Source organism: Aquincola tertiaricarbonis, assembly GCF_023573145.1.
In the GTDB taxonomy this organism is placed as follows: Bacteria; Pseudomonadota; Gammaproteobacteria; order Burkholderiales; family Burkholderiaceae_C; genus Aquincola; species Aquincola tertiaricarbonis_B.
Genome location: NZ_CP097635.1, coordinates 2,787,569 through 2,809,222, shown reverse-complemented (window position 1 = coordinate 2,809,222; position 21,654 = coordinate 2,787,569). Strand labels below are relative to the sequence as shown.

Below are 21,654 nucleotides of genomic sequence, written 5' to 3'. Positions count from 1 at the left end.
TCCAGTGCATCGCAAAGCCGGAAGACCTGAAGCCCCTGAATACCAGGTCAACCTCGACCCGCGGTTCAGGGGCTTTTTGCTTTGTCCGCGCTGTTACACCGGATAGCTGGTTCCGGCATGCCACCGGCCCTTCACGCCGACCCGGTTGCCGCGGTGACATACAAACACGCTTGAACCCCGTTACCGCCACATAGCTCCTCCCTTGCGAAGTCGCCACCGCCTGCAGCCAGGGCGCAAGGCGGCGGTCGAGCCGTCCACCCCTCAGCGAATCTGCTCCAGAAACTCCAACGTGTCGCGCACCGCCTGTGCCTGTATGGCTCGGGCATCACCACCCCCGCGAGATCCCGGCACGATGGCGATGCACGCCCGCGCTGCATCGGCAAACGCCGGTCCAGTCGTCAGCGGGCGCCGGGCCTTGAAGTCGAAAGCATCGCGGCCCAGCCCACTTCCGGGCTGGAGGGTCATGAACACCTCGATGTCGCAGTTGCGAGAGCTCGTGGTGCGCGGGTTGACGCAGTAGACGAAGTTGTCAGTGTCGAATCCGTGACGGGCACCTTTGAACTCCTTGTAGCGGATGGTGTTGCCCTTGGCGATCAATTCGTCATACCAGCGCCGGCAAACGGCCACGTCCTGAGCTTCTTCCAGGTCGCGGTCAGCCAGCAGCACCAGCATCGGTGCGGTGCTCGTCTCACGGTCGTCGGTCCGATAGCGGATGTTGCAGTTGCCTGGATAGAAGACGACATGCCCTGCAAACTTCACCGTGTCGGTATTTACCGGATCGGACCAAGTCGGCCAAGCGGTATCGAAGGCCGCACTGCCCCCTCTTGAAAAGCCGATGTGAAAGATGCGTGCCGGATCGATCCGCGGGTGCCGAATCAGCACCCGCAGCGCGTTCATCGCATCCGCCACATGGGCCGGGTAGGGCACCAGGTCCTGGTTCGAATTGGTTTCGACGACACCGCGCGGTGCGTAGCTGTCGGGTATGAGAACGGCGTACCCCGCTGCGTTCAGGACTTTGACCCACACCTGCCGCAACGGCGGCTCCACGCCACCGCTGCCGTGGCTGAGCACAACCGCGGGTACTCGGACTTCGGAAGAGACACCCGGCGGCATCAACAACTCGGCCGGGATGGAAACCGAAGTCGTGCCGCTCGACAAATGCCGTGCATAAAGATGCCGGCTCGGTGGCGTCATCGACTCGTACTCGAACCGGCCGACCTGGCCATCGCTGAGATCGAACACAGGCGCCGCCCACGTCCCACTGGTGGTAGATGTCGCCGTGATCATCAGCAGGCACAGCCGCCACGCGCGCCCCGCCCTCACCGTGGCTCCCTCCGCTCCAGATGATGCGCAATCCCGAAGCAGAACGCCGCGAACACGCTGCCCAGCACACGCCACGACATCGGGCTCATCAATGAGCCATGGCGGTTGCGGCGGGCCAGCACGAGGCGCGCGCCCATCTCCAGGCAAAAGGCGCCAATCGGCGCCAAGACGAGGAACAGCGCAGGGTCCCGCGGCTTGTCCGCCGTGCCTGACAGCGCGGCCACCAGCTCATCGATCAGGCCCAGCGCGATGAGCACGCCGAACATGCAAGGCACGGCGCCTGCCAAGCGGCACCACCATGGCGTGACAGGCGCGGTCAGCCGCGCTTCCAGCCATACGCACGGGTGCCCCGGGCGCTTCATCAGAGCGGACAGCCGCAATGGTTGACAAGTGGGCAGACAGGCATGGCGACGCCGTGCGGGTGTGGAGTCACCCCATCCTACGGGCAGGAGACCGGCCCGGCCACCCCAAGCACCGAACCACAACAACCGTTCAACCCGCCAGCCAGCCGGCCGATAAGCGTTCGTCATTCCTTCGATGCGTCCGCCGATGTCGTCTCCTGCCCTTCCCCTGCTGTGCTGCGCGCTCGCGCTGTCCCTGCCCGCGGCTGCGGCGCCGAGCGATGAGGCGCCGGCGCCCCGGCCCACCGCGCGCAGCAAGCTGCTGCTGACCGCGGGCGTGAGCTCCATCGACGGCGCGGCCGGCGGCGGGCTCACCCCCTGGGCGGTGACAGGCACGCAGGCCACCGAGCACGAGGTGGGCGGCACCGCCTTCGTCACCCGCGCGGTGGTGTCGGACTACGCGCTCACGGTCAAGGGTGCCACCGTCGGCATCCACGACCGGGTGGAGCTGTCGCTGGCGCGGCAGGACTTCGATGCCGGTGTCGTGGTGCCCCGCACCACGCTCAAGCTGGACATCGCCGGCGTCAAGCTCAAGCTGGCCGGCGATGCGGTGCTCAACTCGGACACCTGGCAGCCTCAGGTGGCCGTGGGACTGTTCTACAAGCACCTGGACCCGGGCAGCGCCGTCGGCGGCGTGCTGGATTCGGTGGGCGCCAAGCGCCATGGCGTGGAGGTGTATGCCAGCGCCACCAAGCTGCTGCTGGCGCAGGGCGTGCTGCTCAACGGCACGCTGCGCGCCACGCAGGCCAACCAGAACGGCTTGCTGGGCTTCGGCACCACCGGCGACCGCCGCATGCGGCTGCAGCCCGAGTTCTCCGTCGCCAAGCTGTTGCGCAAGGACCTGGCCATCGGCGCCGAGTACCGCTTCAAGCCCGACCGCCTGGCCTTTGCCGGCCCGGCCTTCAAGGAATCGGACTGGAAGGACGTGTTCGTGGCCTGGGCACCGAACAAGCACCTGTCCTTCACGCTGGCCTGGGTGGACCTCGGCCAGATCGTGGGCCACGAGCGCCAGCGCGGCACCTACTTGTCCATACAAGCGGGCCTGTGATGCGCACCGCTATCGCCATGACCAAGACCTTCTGCGGCCGTGCCGCCACCCTCCCCCTGCTGCTGGCGCTGGCCGGCCTGGCGCCGCTGGCCCAGGCCCAGCCCGCCCCGGCGGCCGAACCGCTGGTGCCGGTGTTCGCGCCCGATCCGGCACTGCTGGCCGACTTCGGCGGGGTCGAGGGCGTGCGCAAGCTCTCCAGCCTGTTCGTCGACAACATGCGGGCCGACCCGCGCATTGGTCACTACTTCGAGAAGACCAAGCTCTCGGAGCTGAAGAAGCAGCTGGGCGACCAGCTGTGCCAGGTGCTGGCCGGCCCCTGCGTGTACGAAGGCGACACGATGAAGGCCTCGCACGCCGACCTGAAGATCAGCAAGGCCGACAGCCTGGCGCAGGTGGAAGTGCTGCAGGCCACGATGGACAGCCTGGGCATTCCGTTCGGCAGCCAGAACCGCCTGCTGGCGAGGCTGGCGCCGATGTACCGTCAGATCATCACGCGCTGATCAGCCCGCGCGTGTGCCCCGCTGGCGCCGTGCGGCCCAGCCGGTGGCGCCCAGGCCCAGCAGCAGCAGGGCCGTGGTGGCGGGCTCCGGCACCGCCGTCACGCTGATGCCCTCGTGGTAGGCCAAGGCCTGGTCCACCGTGGCCACGGCCAGCCCGTAGATGGGGCCGAGGGCCGGGCCGTCGAAGACGCCGTTGCTCCACAGGTTCACCACCTTGCCGTCGCCGATGCGGAACATCAGGCCATAGATGTCGAGCATGCCGCCATAGGCGGGATAGTCGCTGGCCGTCTGCGGGGCGCCGCCGGGCCAGAACAGGTTGTCGTAGGACAGGTAGCCGTTGTTCTGCGGCCCCAGGCCCGAGGCCACCGCAAAGCGGCTGAAGTTGGCCGGCGCCAGTAGGTTGGTGGCATCGGGCACGTTGAAGGTGGTCTTCACCAGCCCCAGCACCGTGGCATTGCTGATGCCGACCGAGGCGTCGCTGAAGCTGCCGCTGATGCCGGTGACCACATAGGCATCCGGGTACTTGGCATCGGTCTGCGCACCGTAGGTGATGGTCAGGCTGGCCGACACACCGGTGCCGCTGACCTGCAGCGACACGGTTTCGGCCTGGGCGGCCAGGGGCATGGCCAGCGCGCAGGTCAGGGCCAGCACGGGGGCAAGGGCGTACTTCATCGAATGTCTCCTCCAACTGCAGCGCGCAGCATAGGCCGGCACCCTGCCGGCGTGAGCCCCTCCCCCTAGAACGTAGCCGCCTACAACGTCATCGCCGGCCCGAACCGGACATCGAAACCACCGGTGCCCTTCACACCAGGGGTGACGCATTGTGCGAAGGCTGGCACGTCTCTAGGCTGCAAGCGTCATCCCTTCAAGGTGGGTTCGATGCAGCTTCCCGACACCGCCCGCTGGCGCCCCCGACTCGCTCTGGGCTTGATGAGCCTGCTGCTCGCGGCCAGCGCCCCCGCCCTCGCGGCCTTGCACGCGATCGGCCCCGATGCGCAGGGCGTGGGTCGCCTCTTCACCGACCTGGACGAACCCACCACCGCTCTGGCGCTGGGCGACGGCAGCATGGCCTTCAACGGCGGGCTGACTTTCAGCACCGCCGACGGCCGCTTCTACGCCATCGCCAACGACAGCCTCGGCCAATCGGTGCTCACCTCGTTCAGCGGTGCCGATCCGGCCGCGCTGTCCACGCCGATCACGCTGGGCAGCGGCTTCGTCGGTGGCCTGGCGGCGCAAGGCCGCCGGTTGTACGCCGTGGCGCAGGACTTCAGCGGCGCTGCTTCGCTGTACCGAGTGGATGGTGGCGGCGCCAGCCTGGTGGGCGCGCTGGGCGGCGGGCTTTATGGCGGGCTCACCTACAACCCGCGCGACGGGCTGCTGTATGGCATCGCGGCCGACGATGCCGGGGTGCAGCGCCGGCTGGTGGCCATCGATGCCGAAGCGGCCGGCGGCCCCGGCACCACCGTGCTGTTCGACCTGGGCGACGGCTCGCGCGCCTTCCAAGGCGGGCTGGCCTGGGACGACCGCGACGGCCGCTTCGTCGCCATCGCGAACGACGCGACCGGTGGCTCGCAGCTGGTGGCCTTTGCCAGCAGCGGGCCGGGCTCGCTGGTGGACCTGGCCACGCCGCTGGGCCCGGGCTACATCAACGCCGGCCTGGCCTGGACGGCGCCCGCCGTGCCCGAGCCGCAAGCCGCCCTGCTGCTGCTGGCGGGACTGGCCGCTCTGGCCTGGCGCCGCCGCCAGAGGCCCTCACCACTTCCCTGACACGACACCTGGAGCACCTCGGATGAAGCTTTCAAGATGCCTGCCTGCCAGCGCCGTGCTGGTTCTGGCGTGCCTGGCCGCGACGCAGGCCAGCGCGCAATACGCCGCGCCGATGCGCGATGTCGAGAACCCCGACCGCTTTCCGTACATGGCCAGCGGCTCAGGCTCGCTGGAGCCGCCGTTCGTCAATGGCTTCATCCAGTTCGCCACGCCCGCGGGCAGGCGCTACGTGCTGGAGCAGGTGTCGCTGCAGTGCTTCACCCCTTCGGCCACCGACCAGATCACCTCGGTCACACTGTCGGTGCTGCAGAACCAGGGCAATGCCTCCATCGGCTATGGCGCACCTGTCTTGCAGATGACGCGCCGCGGCCCGGCCCCCTTCGGCGGCTTCGTCTGGACGGGCCATGCGCTGATCAAGATGTACGCAGACCCGGAAAGCCTCGCGCCCGATGGCGGCCAGACGATCTCGCTCAACGTGTTCCACACCGAGTCGAACGTCAACGTGAGCTGCAACGGCCTGGTCACCGGCCACACGGTGACGCCATGAGCAGGCAGGTTGCTGCTGCATGCTGCGTCGTGGCCGCGGCCGGGTGGCTGGCCACCGCTACCGTACCGGCGCTGGCGGCCGACGCGGCCGTGCAGGCCCTGAGCACCGGCAACGGCCAGCGCGTCCTGGTGGAAGCGCGCCCGGCCACACCGGTGCCCAGCGCCCCGGTGACCGACACGGTGTGGGTCAACGGCCAGGCGGTGCGGGTGCTGCGCGAGCCCGGTGCAACGCCCGCGGCGGGCGCGCGCGCCGCCGGGGCCACCACCACCAGCTCGGTGCCACCGACCGGTGCACGGGCGGTGACGCTGAGCAACGGCAGCAAGATGTGGGTGCTGCCGGAGCGCTGAAGCACCGCAGCGCCGCGGCCGCAGGCCCGGCCTTCAGGCGGCCGCCTGCGGCACCGCCTGCAGCCTGAAGGCCTCGCTGGCCGGCCCGCTCACGTCGCCCGCCACCGCCGAGTGGCTGAGCTGGAAATGGCCCTGCCGGCGCGGCGTGGCACCCGCCCGGGCCAGCGCCGAGGTCAAGGCCTCATGCGCCAGGGCATCGCCCAGCGCCGCGGCTTCGTAGCCGCACAGCAGCAGCACCCAGTCGGCCGCAGCATCAACCAGCCCGCGGATGCGTTGCTCGGTGGTGGGCGCGATGGCCGGCGCCTCATGGCGCAGCAGGTGCACCCCCACCAGGCCCGGCAGGCTGGCCAGCATGGGGCACAAGGCCTGCATCTCGGCGGCCAGGGTCGCGGCGTCGCCGCCTTCGGCCTGCAGCTGCAGCGTCAGCACCTGGTGGGCCAGCAGCCCGCCGGCGCTGGCCAGCACCCGGCACTGGCTGCGCACCATGTTGCGGTGATGCGGCATCAGCCGGGTGGACCAGGGCGTGGGCGCATTCAGTCGGGCCAGGTAGTCGGCGCTGGACAGCGTGTCGTGCGCCGCCAGCTCGTAGATGACGAAGAAGCCCTCGCCCGCCACGCTGCGCCAGCGCGAGGCCCGCAAGAAGCCCGGGATGCCCAGCCGCTCCGGAAAGTGCTCGTGGCTGTGCCAGTCCTCGAAGTCGGGCCGCACGTCGGGCGCCATGTCCCACCACATGGCCAGGGCGGCCTTGCCCAGCAAGCTCATGCCGTGCTCCTTACTTGGCGCCGCGCATGCGGGTCAGCTCGGCGTTCACGTCCTTCACCACGCCTTCGCCGATCTCGCGGCTGAACTTGTCGACCACCGGCTGCACCTTCTGGCGCCAGCGCAGCATCTCGGCCTCGCTCACCTCGTTGACCTGCATGCTCTTGCGCAGGCCGTCGATGGCCTGGGCTTCCTTCTGCTGGGTCAGGCGGCGCTCCTCGGTCTTGGCTTCAGCCGCCGCGTCGCGGATCACCTTGCGCTCGTCGGCCGACATGCCGTCCCAGGTCTTCTTGCTCATCATGAACGGCATGCCTGTATAGACATGCCGGGTGATGGACAGGTACTTCTGCACCTCGGCGAACTTGGCCGATTCGATCACCGCCACCGGGTTATCCTGGCCGTCGATGGCGCGGGACTCCAGCGCGCCATACACCTCGCCGAAGGTCATCGGCAGCGGGTTGGCACCCAGCGTGGTGAACAGGTCGATGAAGATGGGCGAGCTGATCACCCGCATCTTCAGACCCTGCATGTCCTCGGCGCGCACGATGGGGCGCTTGCTGTTGGTCATGTTGCGAAAGCCCAGGTCCCAGATGCCCAGGCCCACCAGGCCGTGCGCCTGCAGCCCGTCCAGCAGCCGGGTGGCCACCGCGCCGTCGGTCACGGCGTAGGCCTCCTTCGCGTCGTTGAACAGGAAGGGCAGGTCGAACACCATGAACTGCTTGTCCAGCGAAGCAACGATGCCGGTGGCCATGGAGGTGAAGTCCAGCGTGCCGCCGCGCACCGCCGACAGGTTCTGCTGGTCGCTGCCCAGCACCGCATTTGGGAACAGGCTGACCTTCATCTTGCCGCCGCTTCTGGCAGCCACGGCGTCGGCGAACTTCTGCGCGCCCTGCCCCAGCGGATGGTCCTTGGCCAGGCTGAAGGCAAAGCGCAGGTTGCGCTCCTTGATGTCCTGCGCCTGCGCGGCGCCGCCGGCCAGCAAGGCCAGGCCCAGCGTGGCGATACCGGCCTTCAGCGTGTAAGAGATGTGCTTGCCCATCGTGGTCCCCATGGTGGTTGGTTGTTGGTGCGGGCCAGCGCTTGCTGGCCGATGAAGGTTGCCAGAGAAGTCGCTTCGGGCGTTCAAAGCCGAGAAAGCGTTCAAAAGTTGAAAGCTGTGCAGACCGCGGCTTCTAGTAGAACCAGCTCGCCGGCACCGTCACCAGCTGCGGGAACAGCACCATCAGCATCAGCAGCAGGAACTGCGCGGTCAGAAACGGCAGCACGCCACGGGTGACCTCGTCCATGCGCACCTTGCCCACGCCGGCCACGGTGTTGAGCACCGCGCCCACCGGTGGGGTGATCAGGCCGATGGCGTTGTTGATCATGAACAGCACACCGAAGTACACCGGGTCGATGCCGGCCTGCTTGACCACCGGCATCAGCACCGGCGTCAGGATCAGGATGGTGGGCGTCATGTCCATCGCCGTGCCCACGAAGAACACCAGCAGCATGATGGCGATGAGCAGCAGCGTCTGGTTGTCCATGAAGGGCGCCAGCAGGTCCACCACCAGGGCCGGCAGCCCGGCCACCGTGATCAGCCAGGCGCTGACCATGGCCGCGGCCACCAGGAACATCACCACCGCGCTGGTCTTGGCGGCGTCCACGAACACAGCGTACAGCCGGCTCACCGGCAGCTCGCGGTACACGCAGGTGGCCACCACCAGCGCATACACCGCCGCCACCACGGCCGCCTCGGTGGGCGTGAAGACGCCCATCTTCAGCCCCACCACCACGATCACCGGCAGCACCAGCGCCCACGAGGCCTCGCGCAGCGCGGTGAACACCTCGCCGCGGCTGCGGCGCGGCGGCGGCACCACCTTCTCGCGGCGCACCAGCCACCACCAGGTGAACCACAGCGCCACGCCCAGCATCACCCCCGGCGCGATGCCGGCCAGGAACAGCTTGCTGATGGACACGTTGGCCGCCACGCCGAAGATCACGAAGCCGATGGACGGCGGGATCACCGGGGCGATGATGCCGGCCGAGGCGATGAGCCCCGCCGAGCGCGCCTTGTCGTGGCCGGCGGCCACCATCATCGGCAGCAGCAGCGCGGCCAGCGCCGCCGCATCGGCCACCGCCGAGCCCGACAGCGCGGCCATGATGCAGGCCGCGATGATGGTGACGTAGCCCAGGCCGCCGCGCACATGGCCCACCAGCGTCAGCGCCAGGTTGACGATGCGCCGCGACAGCCCGCCCACGTTCATGATCTCGCCGGCCAGCATGAAGAACGGCACCGCCAGCAGCGGAAAGCTGTCGGCGCCGCTCACCAGGTTCTGCGCCAGGATCTGCGCGTCGAACAGGTCCAGGTGCCACATCAGCGCCACGCCGCACAGCAGCAGCGCAAAGGCGATGGGCACGCCCAGTGCCATGGCCCCGAGCAGCGAACCGAGGAAGACGGTGATGGTCATGCCTGCTCCTCGGCCCGGGATGGGGCACCCGCTCGCTGCGCGAGCTCCCCTCCGAGAGGGGCGGAGCGCCGCCTTCGGAGCGGCCGGGCGGCGGCACTCCGGCGCAGGGGCTCCGCGCCATCGGCGGCGGGCTTGAAGAGGGCCAGCAGGTCCACCAGCAGCATCGGCAGGGCCGAGGCGGCGAACACCACCGCGGCGATGTAGACCACTGCCATCGGTGCGCCGGTGGAAGGCGCGGCCACCGTCCAGTTGATGCGCATCTGGGTCAGCGAGCCCTGCAGCAGCAGCACGCACACGGCCAGCATCAGCAGCTGCGCCACCACCATGCAGGCGCGGCGCGCGCCCGGGCCCAGGCGGGCCAGCAGCATGTCGGTGCCCAGGTGGCGGTGCTCATGCAGGGCCACCACCGCGCCCAGGAAGGTGAGCCAGATGAACAGCCAGCGCGAGACTTCCTCGGACACCGTGATGCCGGAGTTGAAGGCGTAGCGCAGCACCACGTTGCCGAACACCAGCACCACCATCAGGGCCAGGGCCAGCACCAGCAGGGCTTCGAGGGCCTTGCAGTAGAAGTGGAAGAGGGATCTCATGAACAGCTTTCAGGCGCCGAAGCGGATGGCATAGCCCCAGGCGTCCAGCCCGCCCGGAATCGCGTTGAAGGACAAGGTGATGCGCCGCCCGCCGGGGTTGGGCGGCACCGCATGCAGCAGGTAGCTGGGAAACAGCAGCAGGTCGCCGGGCGCGGTGGCCGGGCACACCCAGCGGTCGGCATTGAAGGGCGTGGAGGCCACCTGCGCATGCTGGTGGCGGAACACGAACTCGGTGCCGCCCACCGGCTTGCTGAACACCGTCTGCGCGGCGGCGTCCACCTCGGTGAGGTACAGCACGCCCGAGACGAAGCTGTTGGCATGGTGGTGCATGGCCTGGTGGCCGCCCTGCCCCATGCGGTTGACCCACATCTCCTTGATGGCCCAACCCAGCCGCTGGCCGAACATCAGCGCGCCCATGTCCTCGATCTTGGGCGTGAGCAGCGCCACCAGCTGCGGCAGCAGCGGGCTGTCTTCCGGCCGGAGCAGGCGGGTGTGCACCAGCTGGTCGCTGGCGGCGTTGGCCTGCGCCGGCGCCGCATCGAAGTGCGCCGCCAGCTCGGCCACCAGCGCGGGCGGCACCGCGCCGCCGGCGCGCAGCACCGGCGTGGGAAAGAGGCCGAACACCTCGTCCATGGCAGGCTACAGCACCTGCCCGGCCGACCAGCCGCCCGCCACCGCACGCGCCCGGATGAAGTCCGAGTCCTTGCGCATCGCGGCGATCATCAGCGCGGGCGTGAGGTTGCCCGAGGTGAATTGCGCGTTGTCGGCGAAGAAGGCGCTGTTCAGGCTCACCGGGTTGCCGTCGGCCCCGGGGATGCGGTACTCGATCTGCGACTCCACCGCGCCGCTGTAGCCGCCCAGGCGCAGCAGCGAATAGAAGGTGGTCCAGTTGATCACCCCACCGCCGGTGCCGGTGGCGCCGGGCGGCTGCACGCGGCCGATGCTCAGCGCACCCGTCTCGGGGTCGACCGTGGCGGCCAGGTCTTCCACCGCCACACAGCGGATGTGCGGCATGTTGCGCCGCATCTCCAGCTGCCACATCGTGCCCGGCGCCGCCGTGGCGGTGTGGCCGATGGCCAGGTTGATGCCGATGAGGTCGGGCGAGATGCCCTGCATGGCATACGCATAGTCGTACACCGTGACGCCGATGTTCGACGCATGGGTGTGCGCCACGCCGCACAGGTTGCCGTACTGCGCGTTGATGGCGGCCAGCCGGCGGTGGTTGAGCCGCACACCGTCCAGCAGCGAAGTGATCTGTGCACCGAAGGTGTTGTTGCCGAAGCTCACCGCCCCCGAGTTGTTGAAGCGGTACTTGCGGATGCCGTGGGCGCCGGCCACCGACAGGATCTGGTGCACCGACTGGCTGGCGATCCAGGCGGTGTTGGCCGGGTCGGCCGGTGGCGCGAAGTTCACGCCGATGTGGTCGCACAGCGCCCCGGTGCTGCGGATGCCGCTGAGCATGGCCGGCAGGTGCGTGGCCACGTTGGCCGGGTGCACATGGCCGTCGTTGCGCACCGTCAGGTCCACCGCCGCGTAGCCGGCGGCGCGGGCCGCTTCACCCACCTTGACGCCGGTGCCGTAGGGGTCGGCCACCTGCTGCGCCTGCGTGGCCACCCATTGCAGGTGGCGCGACCAGATCTGCGTCACCAGCTGCTGGCTGGGGGCGGCCTGGGCCATGGCCGGGGTCGCGAACACCGTGTCCTTGGCCACCAGCGAGGCCGCGGCCACGCTGGCACCCGAGAGGAAGTCTCTTCTGTCCATGTGCTTGTCTCCTTGTGGGGTGGATCAGGCGCGGCGGCGGCGCGCCGCCACGCCCAGGGCGGCGACGCCGCCCAGCATCAGGGCCCAGGTGCCGGGCTCGGGCACCGCGGCCACGCTGCCGGCGGCCAGCAGCACGGCCGAATCGCCCATCGTGTCCAGCGTGTCGGCAATGCCGATGGACAAGGTGTTCACCTGCCCCGGGTTCACCGTCATCTGCAGGTTCATCACCACCGTCAGGCCGTCCAGCTCGGTGTCGATGGCGTCGTAGAACGGCGCGTTGTCGCGGTACAGGCTGCAGCTGCCGCCCAGGCCACCGGCCGGGTCCGAGGTGGGTCCGCCGCAGTTCACCGTCGAGGCCGAGATGCCCAGCTGCGTGCCTGGCAGCAACGCCTGGTTCACGCCGTTGACGAACACGCCGAACACGTCGGTGGGAAAGCCGCTGTTCACCAGGTCGTTGTAGTCCTCCGACGCGAACACGAAGCGCAAGCTCAGCCGCGCGTACTGCGGCACGAAGCTGAAGCTGAGCACCGAGGCGTTGAAGGTGGGCTCGGTCGTCAACGACGACAACAGCGCCTGGCCGCCGCTGGTGTTGGGCGTGAGCGCGTTGCCCACGCCGGCGGTGTAGGTGCCGGTCTGGTTGGCGGCATCGCCCTCGAAGGCGGCGCTGCTGCCGATGAAGCGGGCATCGCCCGTCGTCAGCACCACGCCGCTGTCGATGCCCAGCCCGTTGGCACCCAGCCCGCCGTTGCTGAACAAGCCCGAGGCCGAGGCCTGGCCGCTATAGCTGGCCGAGCCTGCGACCACCGACAGCCCCGGCTGCGCGGCCAGCAACGTGTTCACCAGGCTGCTGGCCGCATCGCTGCCGCCATCGCTGAGTGGCGTGACCGTGGCAGCAGCCTGCGCGCCGCCCTGCGCGCCAGCGGCCACCAGCAGCGCCAGCGCTGCCAACTGGGCACAGAACGCGCGGCTCATGCCTGCACCTCTGCAGCCCGGCTGCGGCGGCGGCCCAGGGCCGCCACCCCGGCCAGGCCGAGCGAGAACATCAGCCAGGTCGAGGCCTCGGGCACAGCGCCCATGATGGCCACCGAGCCAAAGGCGCTGGCATTGCCGGTGCCAGGGCTCAGGAAGGCCGCGCTCACCTCGCTGGACAAGGTGAGGTCCAGCACACTGGTGCTGCCGGCCACCGGCGTGTAGCTGAAGCTCCAGGGGCCTTGCACATAGTCCTCGAACAGCGTGGCGCCGCCATTGCTGAGCGAGACGAACAGCGTGGTGGCCGCCGCGCCCGAGCCCTCGGTGAAGGTGAGCGGGTTGTAGTCCAGGCTCAGGCTCACGGTGCCAGTGCTGAGGAACGAGCCGCTGAAGTGCGCGCTGGCCACCGCATGGCTCAGTGTGCCCGCCGACACGTCGGCCGACACCGTCAAAAAGCCCGGGCCGGCGAAGGCCCCGGCGGTGGCGGCATGCACGTCGCCCACCGAGGCGGCCTGGGCCGACACGGTGTCCCCATCCATCTGCCAGTCCGCCTCGGGCGCTGAACCGTCGGCCTCGGCCACGGCGCTGGCGTCGAACTGCGTGCCGAAGAACGGGATGGCGGCCTGGGCCGGGGCGGTGGAAGTCAGAGCCGCCAGCAGCGCGGCCGCCGGCACCGCCCGCAGGCGGGCGATCAAGTTGAAGCTTCGGATCATCATGGACCTCACTTGATGACGCGCACGGCGGCGGTGGACGTCAGCTTCTTCTGCACGCCCTGGTGCATGAAGTTGGCCGAGACGGTCAGCGGCACGTCGCTGCCCTGCGGGATGTTGTTGTCCACCAGCGCCTTGTCGAAGGTGACGACCAGCGTCTTGCCGTCGGACGTGGTGTTGGCGCTGACGGCCGGGAAGGTTTGCTGCGTCAGCGGCGTCTTCAGCTGCACGTTGCCATCCAGCGTGTAGCCAGCGGGCAGCTTGAAGGTGGCCGTGACCAGGCCTTGCACGCTGGTGAACACACCGTTGGCCGGGCGCAGGTTCAGCGTGCTGGGCGTGAACTGCAGCGCGCCGGTTTGCTCCTGCGCGGCCAGCGTCACCACCACCTTGCCGGTGGGCCGGGGGTCGGTGCAGTCGTTGTAGTAGTACTCGCCCTCGCGGTCGAACTTGTACTGCGCCGACTGGCCCGGCTGCAGCCGGAAGTTGAACTTGCCCTCGAAGTACTGCGTGGCGCAGTGCTCCTTGAGGTTGCCGCTGCCGGCCACGCCGAAGGTGGCATCACCCGGGTTGGTGAAGGTCACCGTGGTGCCCACCGGCACCGTCAGCGTCGAAGGCACCATGGAGGCGGTGGTCACGCTGTCCTTGGTGGCCGTGGCCGTGCCGTTGGAGCGGGCCAGGTAGATGGTGTTGGCCGGCAGGTCGGTGCCCGGCGTGTTGTTCACCGGGCGGCGCAGGTTGGCGATGGGCACCGGGGCCGGTGCCTCGCTGCTGCCCGAGACCACCACCGGGTTGGCGCGCGGTCCGGTGGTGTACACCGCCTTGCCGCCCAGCTTGAAGGCCCACACCGCGGCGCCCTGCCCTTGCTGCGCGTAAGGCTGCGTGCCGGCCATCGCGGGCATGGCGATGTACTGCTCACCGCCCACGGTGTAAGTCACCACGCCCGAGGCACTGGGCGCGCCGGTCTGGAAGCGCCACAGCTCCTCGCCGGTCTGCGCGTCCAGGGCCATCAGCCAGCCGTCCACACGGTTGATGAACAGCAGGTCGCTGGCCGTCACCAGCGGATGGTTGCCGTGCGCCACGTCGCCGCCCAGGCCAAAGTGCTTGCGCCACACCGGCAGGTTGGTGGAAGCGTCCACCGCCACCACGCCGCCGGTCTGGTAGCCGCCGATCTGGCGCAGGCCGTTGCCGCCCTGGAAGGCGCCGTGCGCCACCGGGTTGTACGACATGCCGATGTAGCGGAGGTTCAGCTTGGGGCTGATGGACACGTTGGACCAGTCGGCCGCGCCGTTCTGGCTGGTCATGGACAGGAACATGCTGTTCTCGTCCCAGTGCGGGTCGTACATGCAGCCTTCGCGCGTGCCGGCCAGGTACTGCGTGTCGTTCTTCAGGTAGTTGTCGGGGTTGAGCACCAGCTTGTACTGGCCGGGCTTCTCGGGGTCGGGCTGCGCCTGGTAGCCGTTCCAGTTGGGCACCGCGCGGTTGGGCGCGCCGGGGATTTCCGAGCCCAGGTTCTGGTAGACCAGGCACTGCTCCTGGAACGGTCCCGATGCCGGGAACGGCTGCGTGCTGGGCTGCGACTGCCGCGCATCGGTGGGCACCTGGCGATACACCACGGGCAACGCCGGCTTGCCGTTGGTGCGGTCCAGCACGAACTGGTGGCCCGACTTGCTGCCGTAATACACCACCTTGCGCGTCTGGCCGCCGATCTTCACGTCGGCCAGGCTGGGCGTGTGCACGTTGTCCATGTCCCAGACGTCGTGCCTCACGGACTGGAAGTGCCACTTGTAGGCGCCGGTCTTCAGATCCAGCGCCACCAGCGAGCTGGTGAACAGGTTGTCGCCGGGCCGGTCGCCGCCCCATTGCGCGCCGGTGCAGCTGCGCGGGTTGCCGAACGTGACGTAGAGCATGCCCAGCTCGGGGTCGAAGCTGGGATGGATCCATGACGAGCCGCCGCCGTTGAGGTAGCACTCGTTGGGTGTGTCGTTGGGCGTGTTGCGGGTGGTCCAGGTGTCGCCGGCATCGAAGGTGTTGCCGTTGACGTCGGTGAACGTGGTGCCGTGCGGGTAGGCGCTGTAGAACACCCATTGCACCGCGCCATCGCTGGCACGCACCGCCACCATCGCGCCGCGGCCGTTGTCGTTGGTGCCCTGGTACACCATGCCGTCGTGGTACATGGTGGCCACCTTGCCGATGCCGCCGATGGTGCTGCCGTTGTAGGTGGGCACCACGGCCCAGATCAGCGCGCCGGTTTCCTGGTTCAGCGCCACCATGCGGCCGCCGGCCGCGGTGGTGTACACCCGGCCTTCACCCACGCTCACGCCCCGGTGCTGGTTGATGCCGCCAAAGCCGTTGGCCTCCACCGAAGGCTGCCACTTCCACTTCACGGCGCCGGTGGCGGCATTGAGCGCCATCACGCCGCCGCCCGGGGTGTCGAGGTACATCACGCCGTCCACCACCACCGGGGTGGTCTGCTGGCCCACCGCGGTGTTGCCGGGGCCGGCCACCGGCTGCGTCACGGGCTCCACGTTGGTGTGCACCACCCAGGCCGGGCCCAGGTTCCTGATGTTGCCCTTGTTGATCTGGGTGAGCGACGAGTAGCCCTGGCTGCCCAGGCTGCCGTGCACGAACGGCCAGTTGTTGCCGGCGGGGGCCAGGGCCGACTGCGCCAGCACGGCGGTGCTGGCCGAGGCGGCCATCGCGATCAGCGCGGCGGCGGCGATGTGACTCATCTTCATCATGGGTGTCCTCGTGGCGGTGAAGGCAGCCCGGGAGGTACTGCCGAAGGTGCAGGGCCGTGCGCGCCCACGGCGGCGCCGCGCAGCGCCGCCGGCAGGAGGCCGGCTCATGGTGGAAAGCGGTGGGGGCGGCTGGCCCGGCGGCGCCGTGGAAAGCGGCGCGCTGCGGGCGTGCCGGGGGCTAAGGGGCCCGGCTCAGGGATCGGCGGTGCATCGTGTCTCCTCGTTGGTGTGTGCGGCGCGCATCCAGGGCGCATCCGTCGACGCAGAGGTTGCCAGCGAAGCCTGGAACCATTCCAATATTCTTGAAAACGTTCAAAACTTGAAAGCCATTACAAGGAGACAAGCATCGTGAGCGGAGCCCTCGAGAAGTCCATCGCCATCATCGAGTACCTGGCCGCCCGGCCCGACGGGGCGCCGCTGGCCGCCATCGCCACCGATCTGAACCAGCTGCGCAGCGCCTGCCACCGCACGCTGCAGGAACTCATCGGCTACGGCTACGTGCGCGCACTGCCGCTGCGCGGCAGCTATGCGCTCACCAGCAAGCTGGCTTCACTGGGCTTGAGCTTTCTCAGCAAGTCGGGTGTGGTGGACATCGCGCAGCCTCTGATCAACCGCCTGGCCGAGCGCACCGAGGAACTGGTGCGGCTGGCCATCGTCGATGGTGAGCGGCTCACGCTGGTGGCCAAGGCGCAGGGGGCCCGCTCGGGCCTGCGCTATGACCCCGACATGGGCATCGAGCTCAACCTGTCCTGCAGCGCCGCCGGCCATGCCTGGCTGATGACGCTGACCGAAGACCAGGCCATGCAGGCCCTGGCCCGCCAGGGCATGGGCGATCGCGCCCGCTACGGCCCCAACGCGCCGCGCAGCATCAAGGCGCTGCTGGGCATGCTGAAGGAGCACCGCAAGCGCGGCTTCAGCCTGGTGCGGGAAACCTATGCGCCGGGCATGAGCAGCATGGCCGCGCCGGTGCAGCGACGCGGCGAGCCGGCCACCGGCGTCATCGTGGTGGCCGGGCCTTCGGTGCGCTTGACCGAGGCGCGCATGCTGCAGTTCGGCCCCGAGCTGATGGAAGTGGCCGCCGAGCTGTCGGTGGCAGGCAGCGCATCGCCGCTGATGCAGGCGGCCAACATCGGCACCTGGGGCAACCGCACCGACGGCGCGCCGGCCGTGGTGCGGCGGGTGATGCGGCGCTGATGTGGGCCGAGCGGCCTCACTTGTCTAGACAAGCCCCGGCCGCGTCGCCGGGCTCGAAGTCGAGCACGTAGCGGTACTGCTTGCCGCACCGGATCAGCACCTCTTTCTGGCCGCGCTTGAGGATGCGCATCTCCACGCTCAGGTCACCGAAGCCGTCGTGCCGCAGCAGCTCGTCGAACAGCTGGGACAAGCGGGCTTTGACGCGGTCGCTGGGTTGCTCCGTCATGGATGGCATCGTGTACAGATAGGAATAATTCTCATTGTGAAGCCAAGTGCGCGGCGGATCAACGGGTGCTTGCGCGGGTGCGTGCGGCGGCGGCCACCACCTGGTCGCCGATGCGTGCCGACACCAGCTCCTGTGTGTCGGCGCCGTTGACCGCCTTCAGCAGCACACCGCTGCCGGCAGCCAGCCAACGCTGGCTGACCTGCACGCTGCCGCCCGTGACCAGCCGCTGCTCGAAGCGGCAGGCCTGGCTGAAGGTGCCGGCCGGCACCTGCACCGTCTCCAGCCCGACGAAGCTGAGCGTGACCTCGCTGGTCCAGTTGCCGGCGCTGGGTGGGGTGGCCGCAGACCCGGCGGCGCCCAGGCTCCAGCGTGCGCTGGTGCTGGCCGTGCGGCTGCTGCCGGCGGCCAGGCCGAAGTCCAGTTCAGGGGCAGGCGGTGACAGCACGATGGCCTGCGTGACGGTGCCGCCGCCCTGCGCAAAGTCGCTGCGGGTGGCCAGCAGGCGCAGCAGCGTGCCTTCCACCAGCACATGGTGCTGGCTACTGGAGAGCTGGTCGGGCTGCCCGGAGATGGACACGGTCTCGCTCACGGCCAGGCGCCAGGCGGTCTGCCCTTCCAGGTTCACCGCGCCTTCGGCGGTGCTGGTGACCTGCACCCGCTGGTCGACGCCGCCCTGCCGAACCGCGTATTCGTAGCGGGCCACCGTGCCGGCCTGGGTGTACAGCGCGGAGTTGAGGCAGGCCTGCGCGGTGGCCGGCGCCGGGCTGGGGGTGGGCGCAGGGGCAGGCGCAGGCGCAGGCGCAGGTGTGGGCGCCGGGGTGGGCGCGGGTGCCGGGCTCGGGTCAGGCGTGGGTGACGGGGCCGGCGACGGCGAAGGCGATGGGGCCGGCGCAGGTTCAGGCTCGGGCACCGGCGATGGCACAGGCTCCGGCGCGGGTTCGGGCGCCGGTGTGGGTGCGGGCCCCGGTGCGGGAGCCGGCACAGGCGCTGGCGCCGGCACCGCGCTGGCCGTGGGCAGCGGGCCGCCACCACCGCCGCTGCCGCCGCCGCAGGCGGTGGTGGCCGCGGCCATCGCCGCCAGCAGCGCCACGCGGCGCCAGCGCCGTGCCAGCTCGGGCGACGGCATCATCGAAGAAGTCGAAGGCATCTCAATACTGCGCAGTGATCGACAGCTGCAGGCTGCGGCCGGCGCCTTGCAGGCCGATCTCGTTGCCGAGTTCGTCGCCGGCATGGCACCAGTGCTTGTCGAAGAGGTTGTGCAGGCCCACCTGCAGCGTCAGCCGCTCGGTGGGCCGCCAGAAGGCGTACACGTCTTGCTGGGTGTTGGCCGCATGCACGGTGCCCTGGGAGGTGACCTTGCCGCACCACTGGGTGTTGGCATTGAGCTGGCGCGCTTCCGAGACCTTCTGATCCCAGATCTGCCGCAGGCGCCAGCCGGCCTCCCAGCGGCCCTGCTGCCAGCGCCGCCCCAGGCTCAGGTTGGCGGTGGTGCCCGGTATGCCACCGAAGAAGGCCTTCGCCGGCTGGCCGTCGCGCCAGCGCTCGGCCAGGATGCGCGACAGGCCGAAGCTGCCGTACAGCTCGCGCCCTTCGTGCTGCACTTCCAGCTCCACGCCGCGGCGCTTTTCTCGAAAGGGCTGCACCACGCGGCCGTCTTCGGCCACCAGGTAGCTGGCACCGTTGAGGTGGCGTGAGTCGATGCGGTAGAGCGTCAGCCGGGCCTGGGTGCTGGCGCCCGAGGCCCAGCGCGGCGGCGTCCAGGCCAGCGACCACTCGCGGTTCAGCGATTCGGTCGGCTGGATCGCATCGCCGCAGCCGTTGGGCAGCAACTGGCCGCCCTGCCCGTTCGGCAACGCGCCGCAGGGGTTGGCGGCTTCCATGCCGAAGTAGTCGGTGAGCAGCGGCGGCCGGAAGCTCTCCACCACGCGGTAGCTGAGCCACCAGGCCGCGCTCGGCTTCCACGCGATGCTGAGGCCCGGCGTGCGGCGCTCGAAGCGGTAGCGCGCGGGTTCGCCCGCAGCCTGCCGCATCGACGCGGCGGGGCCGTCGGCTTCCAGCGTGTAGCGGTCCCAGCGCAGGCCGGGTGTCACCGTCACGGCGCCCAGCGTGAACGCATGCTGCAGCACCCAGGCCACGGACGAGCGGGTGCCCGGCGGCTGCTGCGCATCGAAGCCATCGGGGTAGCGGCCATCGGGCCCGTTCTGGTAGGGGTTGTCGGTCAGCCGCCGCAGATCGCGCCGGTTGCGCAGCGCCTGCGCGCCCACCGTCAGCACACCCTGCCAGGGGCCGGCCTGCCAGCGGGTGTCGTTGAAGACCTCGGCGGTCCAGATGTCGTAGTGCCAGCGGTCGTGCACCACGCCGGTGTCGCTGTCGTCCGGCGTCCAGTCGCACGGCGCCTGCGCACAGCCGCTGGCGAAGTTGCTCTCGCCCGGCTGCATGCGGTTGAGCAGGTGCGTGGTCTCGTGCGCCAGCGTGCCGCGCAGCCTGATCCACGACTGCGGCGGCTCCCACGTGAAGCGCAGATTCACCGTCTCGTCGTCCACCGTCTGGTGCACATAGCCGCCCACGCCGGCGGTGCTGGAGTTCGCGTCGTAGGGCGTGAACACCGGGCCGCTGCGGTAGGCGGTGCGGCTGAGTTCCAGCTGCAGGTCGTCCAGCGGCACCCAGCCCAGCTTCACCAGGCTGCCTTCGGATTGCGTGGCCGTGGCCGGGCTGCGTGCGCCCCCCGCCAGCTTGAAGTCGTCGCCATCGCGCCGCACCACCGAGACCAGCAGGTCGGTGCTGGCCGTGGGCCGGCCGAAGGCGGTGAGCATGCGCAAGCGTTCACGGCTGTTGGCGTCGTAGCCCAGCTTCACCAGGCCGCCGGCACGCTCACCGGCGCGCAGGAAGTCGGCGGCCGACTTGGTGGTGGCCACCACCGCCCCGCCGATGGCGCCCGAGCCGGTGAGCAGCGAAGGGCCGCGTTCCACCGTCACCGACTTGATCAGCTCCGGCTCGATGAACACGCCGCTGCCGAAGCGGTACTTCTCGAAGCCCTTGACGCCGCCGTCGATCTTGAACACCACGTCGTCGTTGCCCCGAAAGCCGCGGATGTTGAACTTCATGCCGCTGGTGCGCGGCCCGCCCGCGGCGGACACGCCGGGCGCTTCCTGCACCAGGTCGAACAGGCTGCCGCTTTGCCGGCGCTCGATCAGCTCGGCGTCCAGCACCGTGCGGTTGTCGGTCGGCGGCAAGGCCACCGGCGGCGTGCGCTGGCCGCTGATGACGATGACCGGCGTGGCCTCGGCCTGCGCCGCGTCCGCCGGCTGCGTGTGCGCCTGAGCCTGTGCCTGCAGCGGCAGGGCCACCAGCCACAGGCCCAGGCCGGCCGTCACGGTGGGCCGGCTCAACGCGCAGCCCGCGGGTTGGCGCGCGCCGATGCGGCGACGGCCGGCACCTGCAGCTCGGCCTGGGCCGCCAGCTGCCCGGCCAGGCCGAACAAGGCCACCCGCGGCGTGCGCAGCGTGGGCACCGGGGCGGCCGGTGCCGGGGCCACCGGCGGGCTGGCGTACACGGCCAGGTTGTCCAGGCTCATGTGGCCCACCTGCGCCTGGAAGTCGAAGCGGTAGGTGGTGGCCACCGGCACCTGCTCCCAGCGCCACAGCCATTCGCCGTTCACCGAGTCGGTGCTCACGCTGTTGCCGTTGGCATCGGGCATCACCAGCGTGGAAGCCTGCTGGAAAGTGGCGGCCGAGGCCGTGGCCGCCACGCCGTTGAGCAGCACGTTCATGTCCGGCAGCGTGCCCAGCGTGCCGCTGCGCAGCACCACCGTGCGGGTGCTGCCCGCGGTGGCACTGGCCGCACCGGCATCGGTGAGCACCAGGCTGAACACCAGCGGTGGCCCGGGCACCTGCGAGAAGGCCAGGCCGTAGATGTTGTTGATGCCGGTGCGCAGCCCGGTGCCGCTGGTTTCCTGCAGCACCGCGCGCAGGCCGGTGGACTGGCCGACGGTGGGCCGGCTGAAGGTCCAGCGGCTGCCGGCATCGGGCACGAAGCCGCCCCACTCGGCATACAAGGCGCCGGCATCGGTGTTCTGCCACGCGGAGCCGGTGTAGCCGGCCGCGCCCAGGAAGGCATTGGCCGGCAGGTTGAACGAGTGCCATTGGTGCGGCGTGGCATCACCGCTCAAGGTGACGGCCGGCGCCCAGGCCGGCAAGGCCAGGCAGGCCGCGGCCAGGGACAGGCGCACGACGCGCCGCGGGTCGATGGAGGGCATGGAAAGCAGCAGCGGCGGGGCCCGGCCCCGGGGATGGGCCCTAGGGCCGGCCAAGAGATCGGCCTCAAGGGC

At 69.9% G+C, this 21,654-nt stretch carries 23 protein-coding genes; 7 read left to right on the top strand and 16 right to left on the bottom strand.

The genetic code is table 11. The annotated features are described in order from the left end of the window. Positions 1-261: 261 nt before the first annotated feature. Both MW290_RS12920 and MW290_RS12915 read right to left on the bottom strand, forming a co-directional pair. Positions 262-1,242, bottom strand: coding sequence for a dienelactone hydrolase family protein (locus MW290_RS12920; protein ID WP_250195058.1), 981 nt, complete (start codon positions 1,240-1,242; stop codon positions 262-264). A 77-nt stretch (positions 1,243-1,319) separates the two neighbouring features. Beyond that, on the bottom strand, positions 1,320-1,589 hold the full coding sequence (locus tag MW290_RS12915; RefSeq protein ID WP_250195057.1) for a hypothetical protein: 270 nt from the start codon (positions 1,587-1,589) through the stop codon (positions 1,320-1,322). 283 nt (positions 1,590-1,872) lie between these two features. On the opposite strand from MW290_RS12915, the gene MW290_RS12910 reads away from it, so the two are divergent. Continuing rightward, entirely contained in the window at positions 1,873-2,772 is a 900-nt protein-coding gene (locus tag MW290_RS12910; RefSeq protein ID WP_250195056.1) for a DUF3034 family protein, read from the top strand. After that, positions 2,772-3,272, top strand: coding sequence for a group I truncated hemoglobin (locus MW290_RS12905; protein ID WP_250195055.1), 501 nt, complete (start codon positions 2,772-2,774; stop codon positions 3,270-3,272). The genes MW290_RS12910 and MW290_RS12905 overlap by 1 nt, the downstream gene beginning before the upstream one ends. Here the strand turns inward: MW290_RS12905 and MW290_RS12900 are convergent, their stop codons facing one another. Then, a complete protein-coding gene (locus MW290_RS12900; RefSeq protein ID WP_250195054.1) occupies positions 3,273-3,944 on the bottom strand; it encodes a PEP-CTERM sorting domain-containing protein in 672 nt (223 codons plus the stop codon). Positions 3,945-4,151: 207 nt separating this feature from the next. Here MW290_RS12900 and MW290_RS12895 point away from each other — a divergent pair, with 207 nt between their 5' ends. From MW290_RS12895 to MW290_RS12885, 3 genes are read left to right on the top strand one after another with little or no spacing between them, the layout of a single operon-like run. Continuing rightward, on the top strand, positions 4,152-5,039 hold the full coding sequence (locus tag MW290_RS12895) for a PEP-CTERM sorting domain-containing protein (protein WP_250195053.1): 888 nt from the start codon (positions 4,152-4,154) through the stop codon (positions 5,037-5,039). A gap of 22 nt (positions 5,040-5,061) precedes the next feature. After that, complete coding sequence (locus tag MW290_RS12890; protein ID WP_250195052.1) at positions 5,062-5,586, top strand: hypothetical protein; 525 nt, start codon at positions 5,062-5,064, stop codon at positions 5,584-5,586. Continuing rightward, the gene (locus tag MW290_RS12885) at positions 5,583-5,933 is read left to right on the top strand and encodes a hypothetical protein (protein WP_250195051.1); all 351 of its coding nucleotides are present in this window, start codon (positions 5,583-5,585) and stop codon (positions 5,931-5,933) included. Before MW290_RS12890 ends, MW290_RS12885 begins: the two co-directional genes overlap by 4 nt. Before the next feature lie 33 nt (positions 5,934-5,966). Here the strand turns inward: MW290_RS12885 and MW290_RS12880 are convergent, their stop codons facing one another. The 9 genes from MW290_RS12880 to MW290_RS12840 form a co-directional block, all read right to left on the bottom strand. Next, positions 5,967-6,695 (bottom strand): hypothetical protein, encoded by a 729-nt coding sequence (locus tag MW290_RS12880; RefSeq protein WP_250195050.1) that lies wholly within the window; start codon positions 6,693-6,695, stop codon positions 5,967-5,969. A gap of 10 nt (positions 6,696-6,705) precedes the next feature. Then, positions 6,706-7,743 (bottom strand): TRAP transporter substrate-binding protein, encoded by a 1,038-nt coding sequence (locus MW290_RS12875; RefSeq protein WP_250195049.1) that lies wholly within the window; start codon positions 7,741-7,743, stop codon positions 6,706-6,708. A 121-nt stretch (positions 7,744-7,864) separates the two neighbouring features. Continuing rightward, a complete protein-coding gene (locus MW290_RS12870) occupies positions 7,865-9,142 on the bottom strand; it encodes a TRAP transporter large permease subunit (protein WP_250195048.1) in 1,278 nt (425 codons plus the stop codon). Beyond that, positions 9,139-9,729 (bottom strand): TRAP transporter small permease, encoded by a 591-nt coding sequence (locus tag MW290_RS12865; RefSeq protein ID WP_250195047.1) that lies wholly within the window; start codon positions 9,727-9,729, stop codon positions 9,139-9,141. The genes MW290_RS12870 and MW290_RS12865 overlap by 4 nt, the downstream gene beginning before the upstream one ends. Before the next feature lie 9 nt (positions 9,730-9,738). Beyond that, entirely contained in the window at positions 9,739-10,362 is a 624-nt protein-coding gene (locus MW290_RS12860; protein WP_250195046.1) for a putative 2OG-Fe(II) oxygenase, read from the bottom strand. A 6-nt stretch (positions 10,363-10,368) separates the two neighbouring features. Next, the gene (locus MW290_RS12855; RefSeq protein ID WP_250195045.1) at positions 10,369-11,490 is read right to left on the bottom strand and encodes a TIM barrel protein; all 1,122 of its coding nucleotides are present in this window, start codon (positions 11,488-11,490) and stop codon (positions 10,369-10,371) included. Positions 11,491-11,514: 24 nt separating this feature from the next. Then, the gene (locus MW290_RS12850; RefSeq protein ID WP_250195044.1) at positions 11,515-12,462 is read right to left on the bottom strand and encodes a choice-of-anchor L family PEP-CTERM protein; all 948 of its coding nucleotides are present in this window, start codon (positions 12,460-12,462) and stop codon (positions 11,515-11,517) included. Beyond that, positions 12,459-13,172: a PEP-CTERM sorting domain-containing protein gene (locus tag MW290_RS12845; protein WP_250195043.1), complete on the bottom strand. Its 714-nt coding sequence runs from the start codon at positions 13,170-13,172 to the stop codon at positions 12,459-12,461. The genes MW290_RS12850 and MW290_RS12845 overlap by 4 nt, the downstream gene beginning before the upstream one ends. 8 nt (positions 13,173-13,180) lie before the next feature. Beyond that, positions 13,181-15,904 carry an outer membrane protein assembly factor BamB family protein gene (locus MW290_RS12840; RefSeq protein WP_250195042.1) on the bottom strand — a complete coding sequence of 908 codons (2,724 nt, stop codon included), beginning with the start codon at positions 15,902-15,904 and terminating at the stop codon, positions 13,181-13,183. 109 nt (positions 15,905-16,013) lie between these two features. Here MW290_RS12840 and MW290_RS12835 point away from each other — a divergent pair, with 109 nt between their 5' ends. Beyond that, positions 16,014-16,259 carry a hypothetical protein gene (locus MW290_RS12835; RefSeq protein ID WP_250195041.1) on the top strand — a complete coding sequence of 82 codons (246 nt, stop codon included), beginning with the start codon at positions 16,014-16,016 and terminating at the stop codon, positions 16,257-16,259. Continuing rightward, complete coding sequence (locus MW290_RS12830) at positions 16,256-17,101, top strand: IclR family transcriptional regulator (protein ID WP_250195040.1); 846 nt, start codon at positions 16,256-16,258, stop codon at positions 17,099-17,101. The genes MW290_RS12835 and MW290_RS12830 overlap by 4 nt, the downstream gene beginning before the upstream one ends. A 16-nt stretch (positions 17,102-17,117) precedes the next feature. Here the strand turns inward: MW290_RS12830 and MW290_RS12825 are convergent, their stop codons facing one another. The 4 genes from MW290_RS12825 to MW290_RS12810 are packed head-to-tail and all read right to left on the bottom strand — an operon-like array spanning position 17,118 to position 21,582. Continuing rightward, on the bottom strand, positions 17,118-17,327 hold the full coding sequence (locus tag MW290_RS12825; RefSeq protein WP_250195039.1) for a hypothetical protein: 210 nt from the start codon (positions 17,325-17,327) through the stop codon (positions 17,118-17,120). 58 nt (positions 17,328-17,385) lie between these two features. Further along, positions 17,386-18,474, bottom strand: a complete 1,089-nt coding sequence (locus MW290_RS12820; protein ID WP_250195038.1) for a hypothetical protein — start codon at positions 18,472-18,474, stop codon at positions 17,386-17,388. Between the two features lies 1 nt (position 18,475). Beyond that, complete coding sequence (locus tag MW290_RS12815; RefSeq protein ID WP_250195037.1) at positions 18,476-20,716, bottom strand: TonB-dependent receptor domain-containing protein; 2,241 nt, start codon at positions 20,714-20,716, stop codon at positions 18,476-18,478. Beyond that, positions 20,713-21,582, bottom strand: a complete 870-nt coding sequence (locus MW290_RS12810; RefSeq protein ID WP_250195036.1) for a hypothetical protein — start codon at positions 21,580-21,582, stop codon at positions 20,713-20,715. The genes MW290_RS12815 and MW290_RS12810 overlap by 4 nt, the downstream gene beginning before the upstream one ends. Positions 21,583-21,654 lie beyond the last annotated feature (72 nt).

Bases quoted from the DNA above. Each gene is read 5' to 3' on its own strand.
- MW290_RS12915 (WP_250195057.1), bottom strand. From the start codon at position 1,589: ATGTTCGGCGTGCTCATCGCGCTGGGCCTGATCGATGAGCTGGTGGCC.
- MW290_RS12910 (WP_250195056.1), top strand. From the start codon at position 1,873: ATGTCGTCTCCTGCCCTTCCCCTGCTGTGCTGCGCGCTCGCGCTGTCC.
- MW290_RS12905 (WP_250195055.1), top strand. From the start codon at position 2,772: ATGCGCACCGCTATCGCCATGACCAAGACCTTCTGCGGCCGTGCCGCC.
- MW290_RS12900 (WP_250195054.1), bottom strand. From the start codon at position 3,944: ATGAAGTACGCCCTTGCCCCCGTGCTGGCCCTGACCTGCGCGCTGGCC.
- MW290_RS12895 (WP_250195053.1), top strand. From the start codon at position 4,152: ATGCAGCTTCCCGACACCGCCCGCTGGCGCCCCCGACTCGCTCTGGGC.
- MW290_RS12890 (WP_250195052.1), top strand. From the start codon at position 5,062: ATGAAGCTTTCAAGATGCCTGCCTGCCAGCGCCGTGCTGGTTCTGGCG.
- MW290_RS12885 (WP_250195051.1), top strand. From the start codon at position 5,583: ATGAGCAGGCAGGTTGCTGCTGCATGCTGCGTCGTGGCCGCGGCCGGG.
- MW290_RS12880 (WP_250195050.1), bottom strand. From the start codon at position 6,695: ATGAGCTTGCTGGGCAAGGCCGCCCTGGCCATGTGGTGGGACATGGCG.
- MW290_RS12875 (WP_250195049.1), bottom strand. From the start codon at position 7,743: ATGGGGACCACGATGGGCAAGCACATCTCTTACACGCTGAAGGCCGGT.
- MW290_RS12870 (WP_250195048.1), bottom strand. From the start codon at position 9,142: ATGACCATCACCGTCTTCCTCGGTTCGCTGCTCGGGGCCATGGCACTG.
- MW290_RS12865 (WP_250195047.1), bottom strand. From the start codon at position 9,729: ATGAGATCCCTCTTCCACTTCTACTGCAAGGCCCTCGAAGCCCTGCTG.
- MW290_RS12860 (WP_250195046.1), bottom strand. From the start codon at position 10,362: ATGGACGAGGTGTTCGGCCTCTTTCCCACGCCGGTGCTGCGCGCCGGC.
- MW290_RS12855 (WP_250195045.1), bottom strand. From the start codon at position 11,490: ATGGACAGAAGAGACTTCCTCTCGGGTGCCAGCGTGGCCGCGGCCTCG.
- MW290_RS12850 (WP_250195044.1), bottom strand. From the start codon at position 12,462: ATGAGCCGCGCGTTCTGTGCCCAGTTGGCAGCGCTGGCGCTGCTGGTG.
- MW290_RS12845 (WP_250195043.1), bottom strand. From the start codon at position 13,172: ATGATCCGAAGCTTCAACTTGATCGCCCGCCTGCGGGCGGTGCCGGCG.
- MW290_RS12840 (WP_250195042.1), bottom strand. From the start codon at position 15,904: ATGAAGATGAGTCACATCGCCGCCGCCGCGCTGATCGCGATGGCCGCC.
- MW290_RS12835 (WP_250195041.1), top strand. From the start codon at position 16,014: ATGGTGGAAAGCGGTGGGGGCGGCTGGCCCGGCGGCGCCGTGGAAAGC.
- MW290_RS12825 (WP_250195039.1), bottom strand. From the start codon at position 17,327: ATGACGGAGCAACCCAGCGACCGCGTCAAAGCCCGCTTGTCCCAGCTG.
- MW290_RS12820 (WP_250195038.1), bottom strand. From the start codon at position 18,474: ATGCCTTCGACTTCTTCGATGATGCCGTCGCCCGAGCTGGCACGGCGC.
- MW290_RS12810 (WP_250195036.1), bottom strand. From the start codon at position 21,582: ATGCCCTCCATCGACCCGCGGCGCGTCGTGCGCCTGTCCCTGGCCGCG.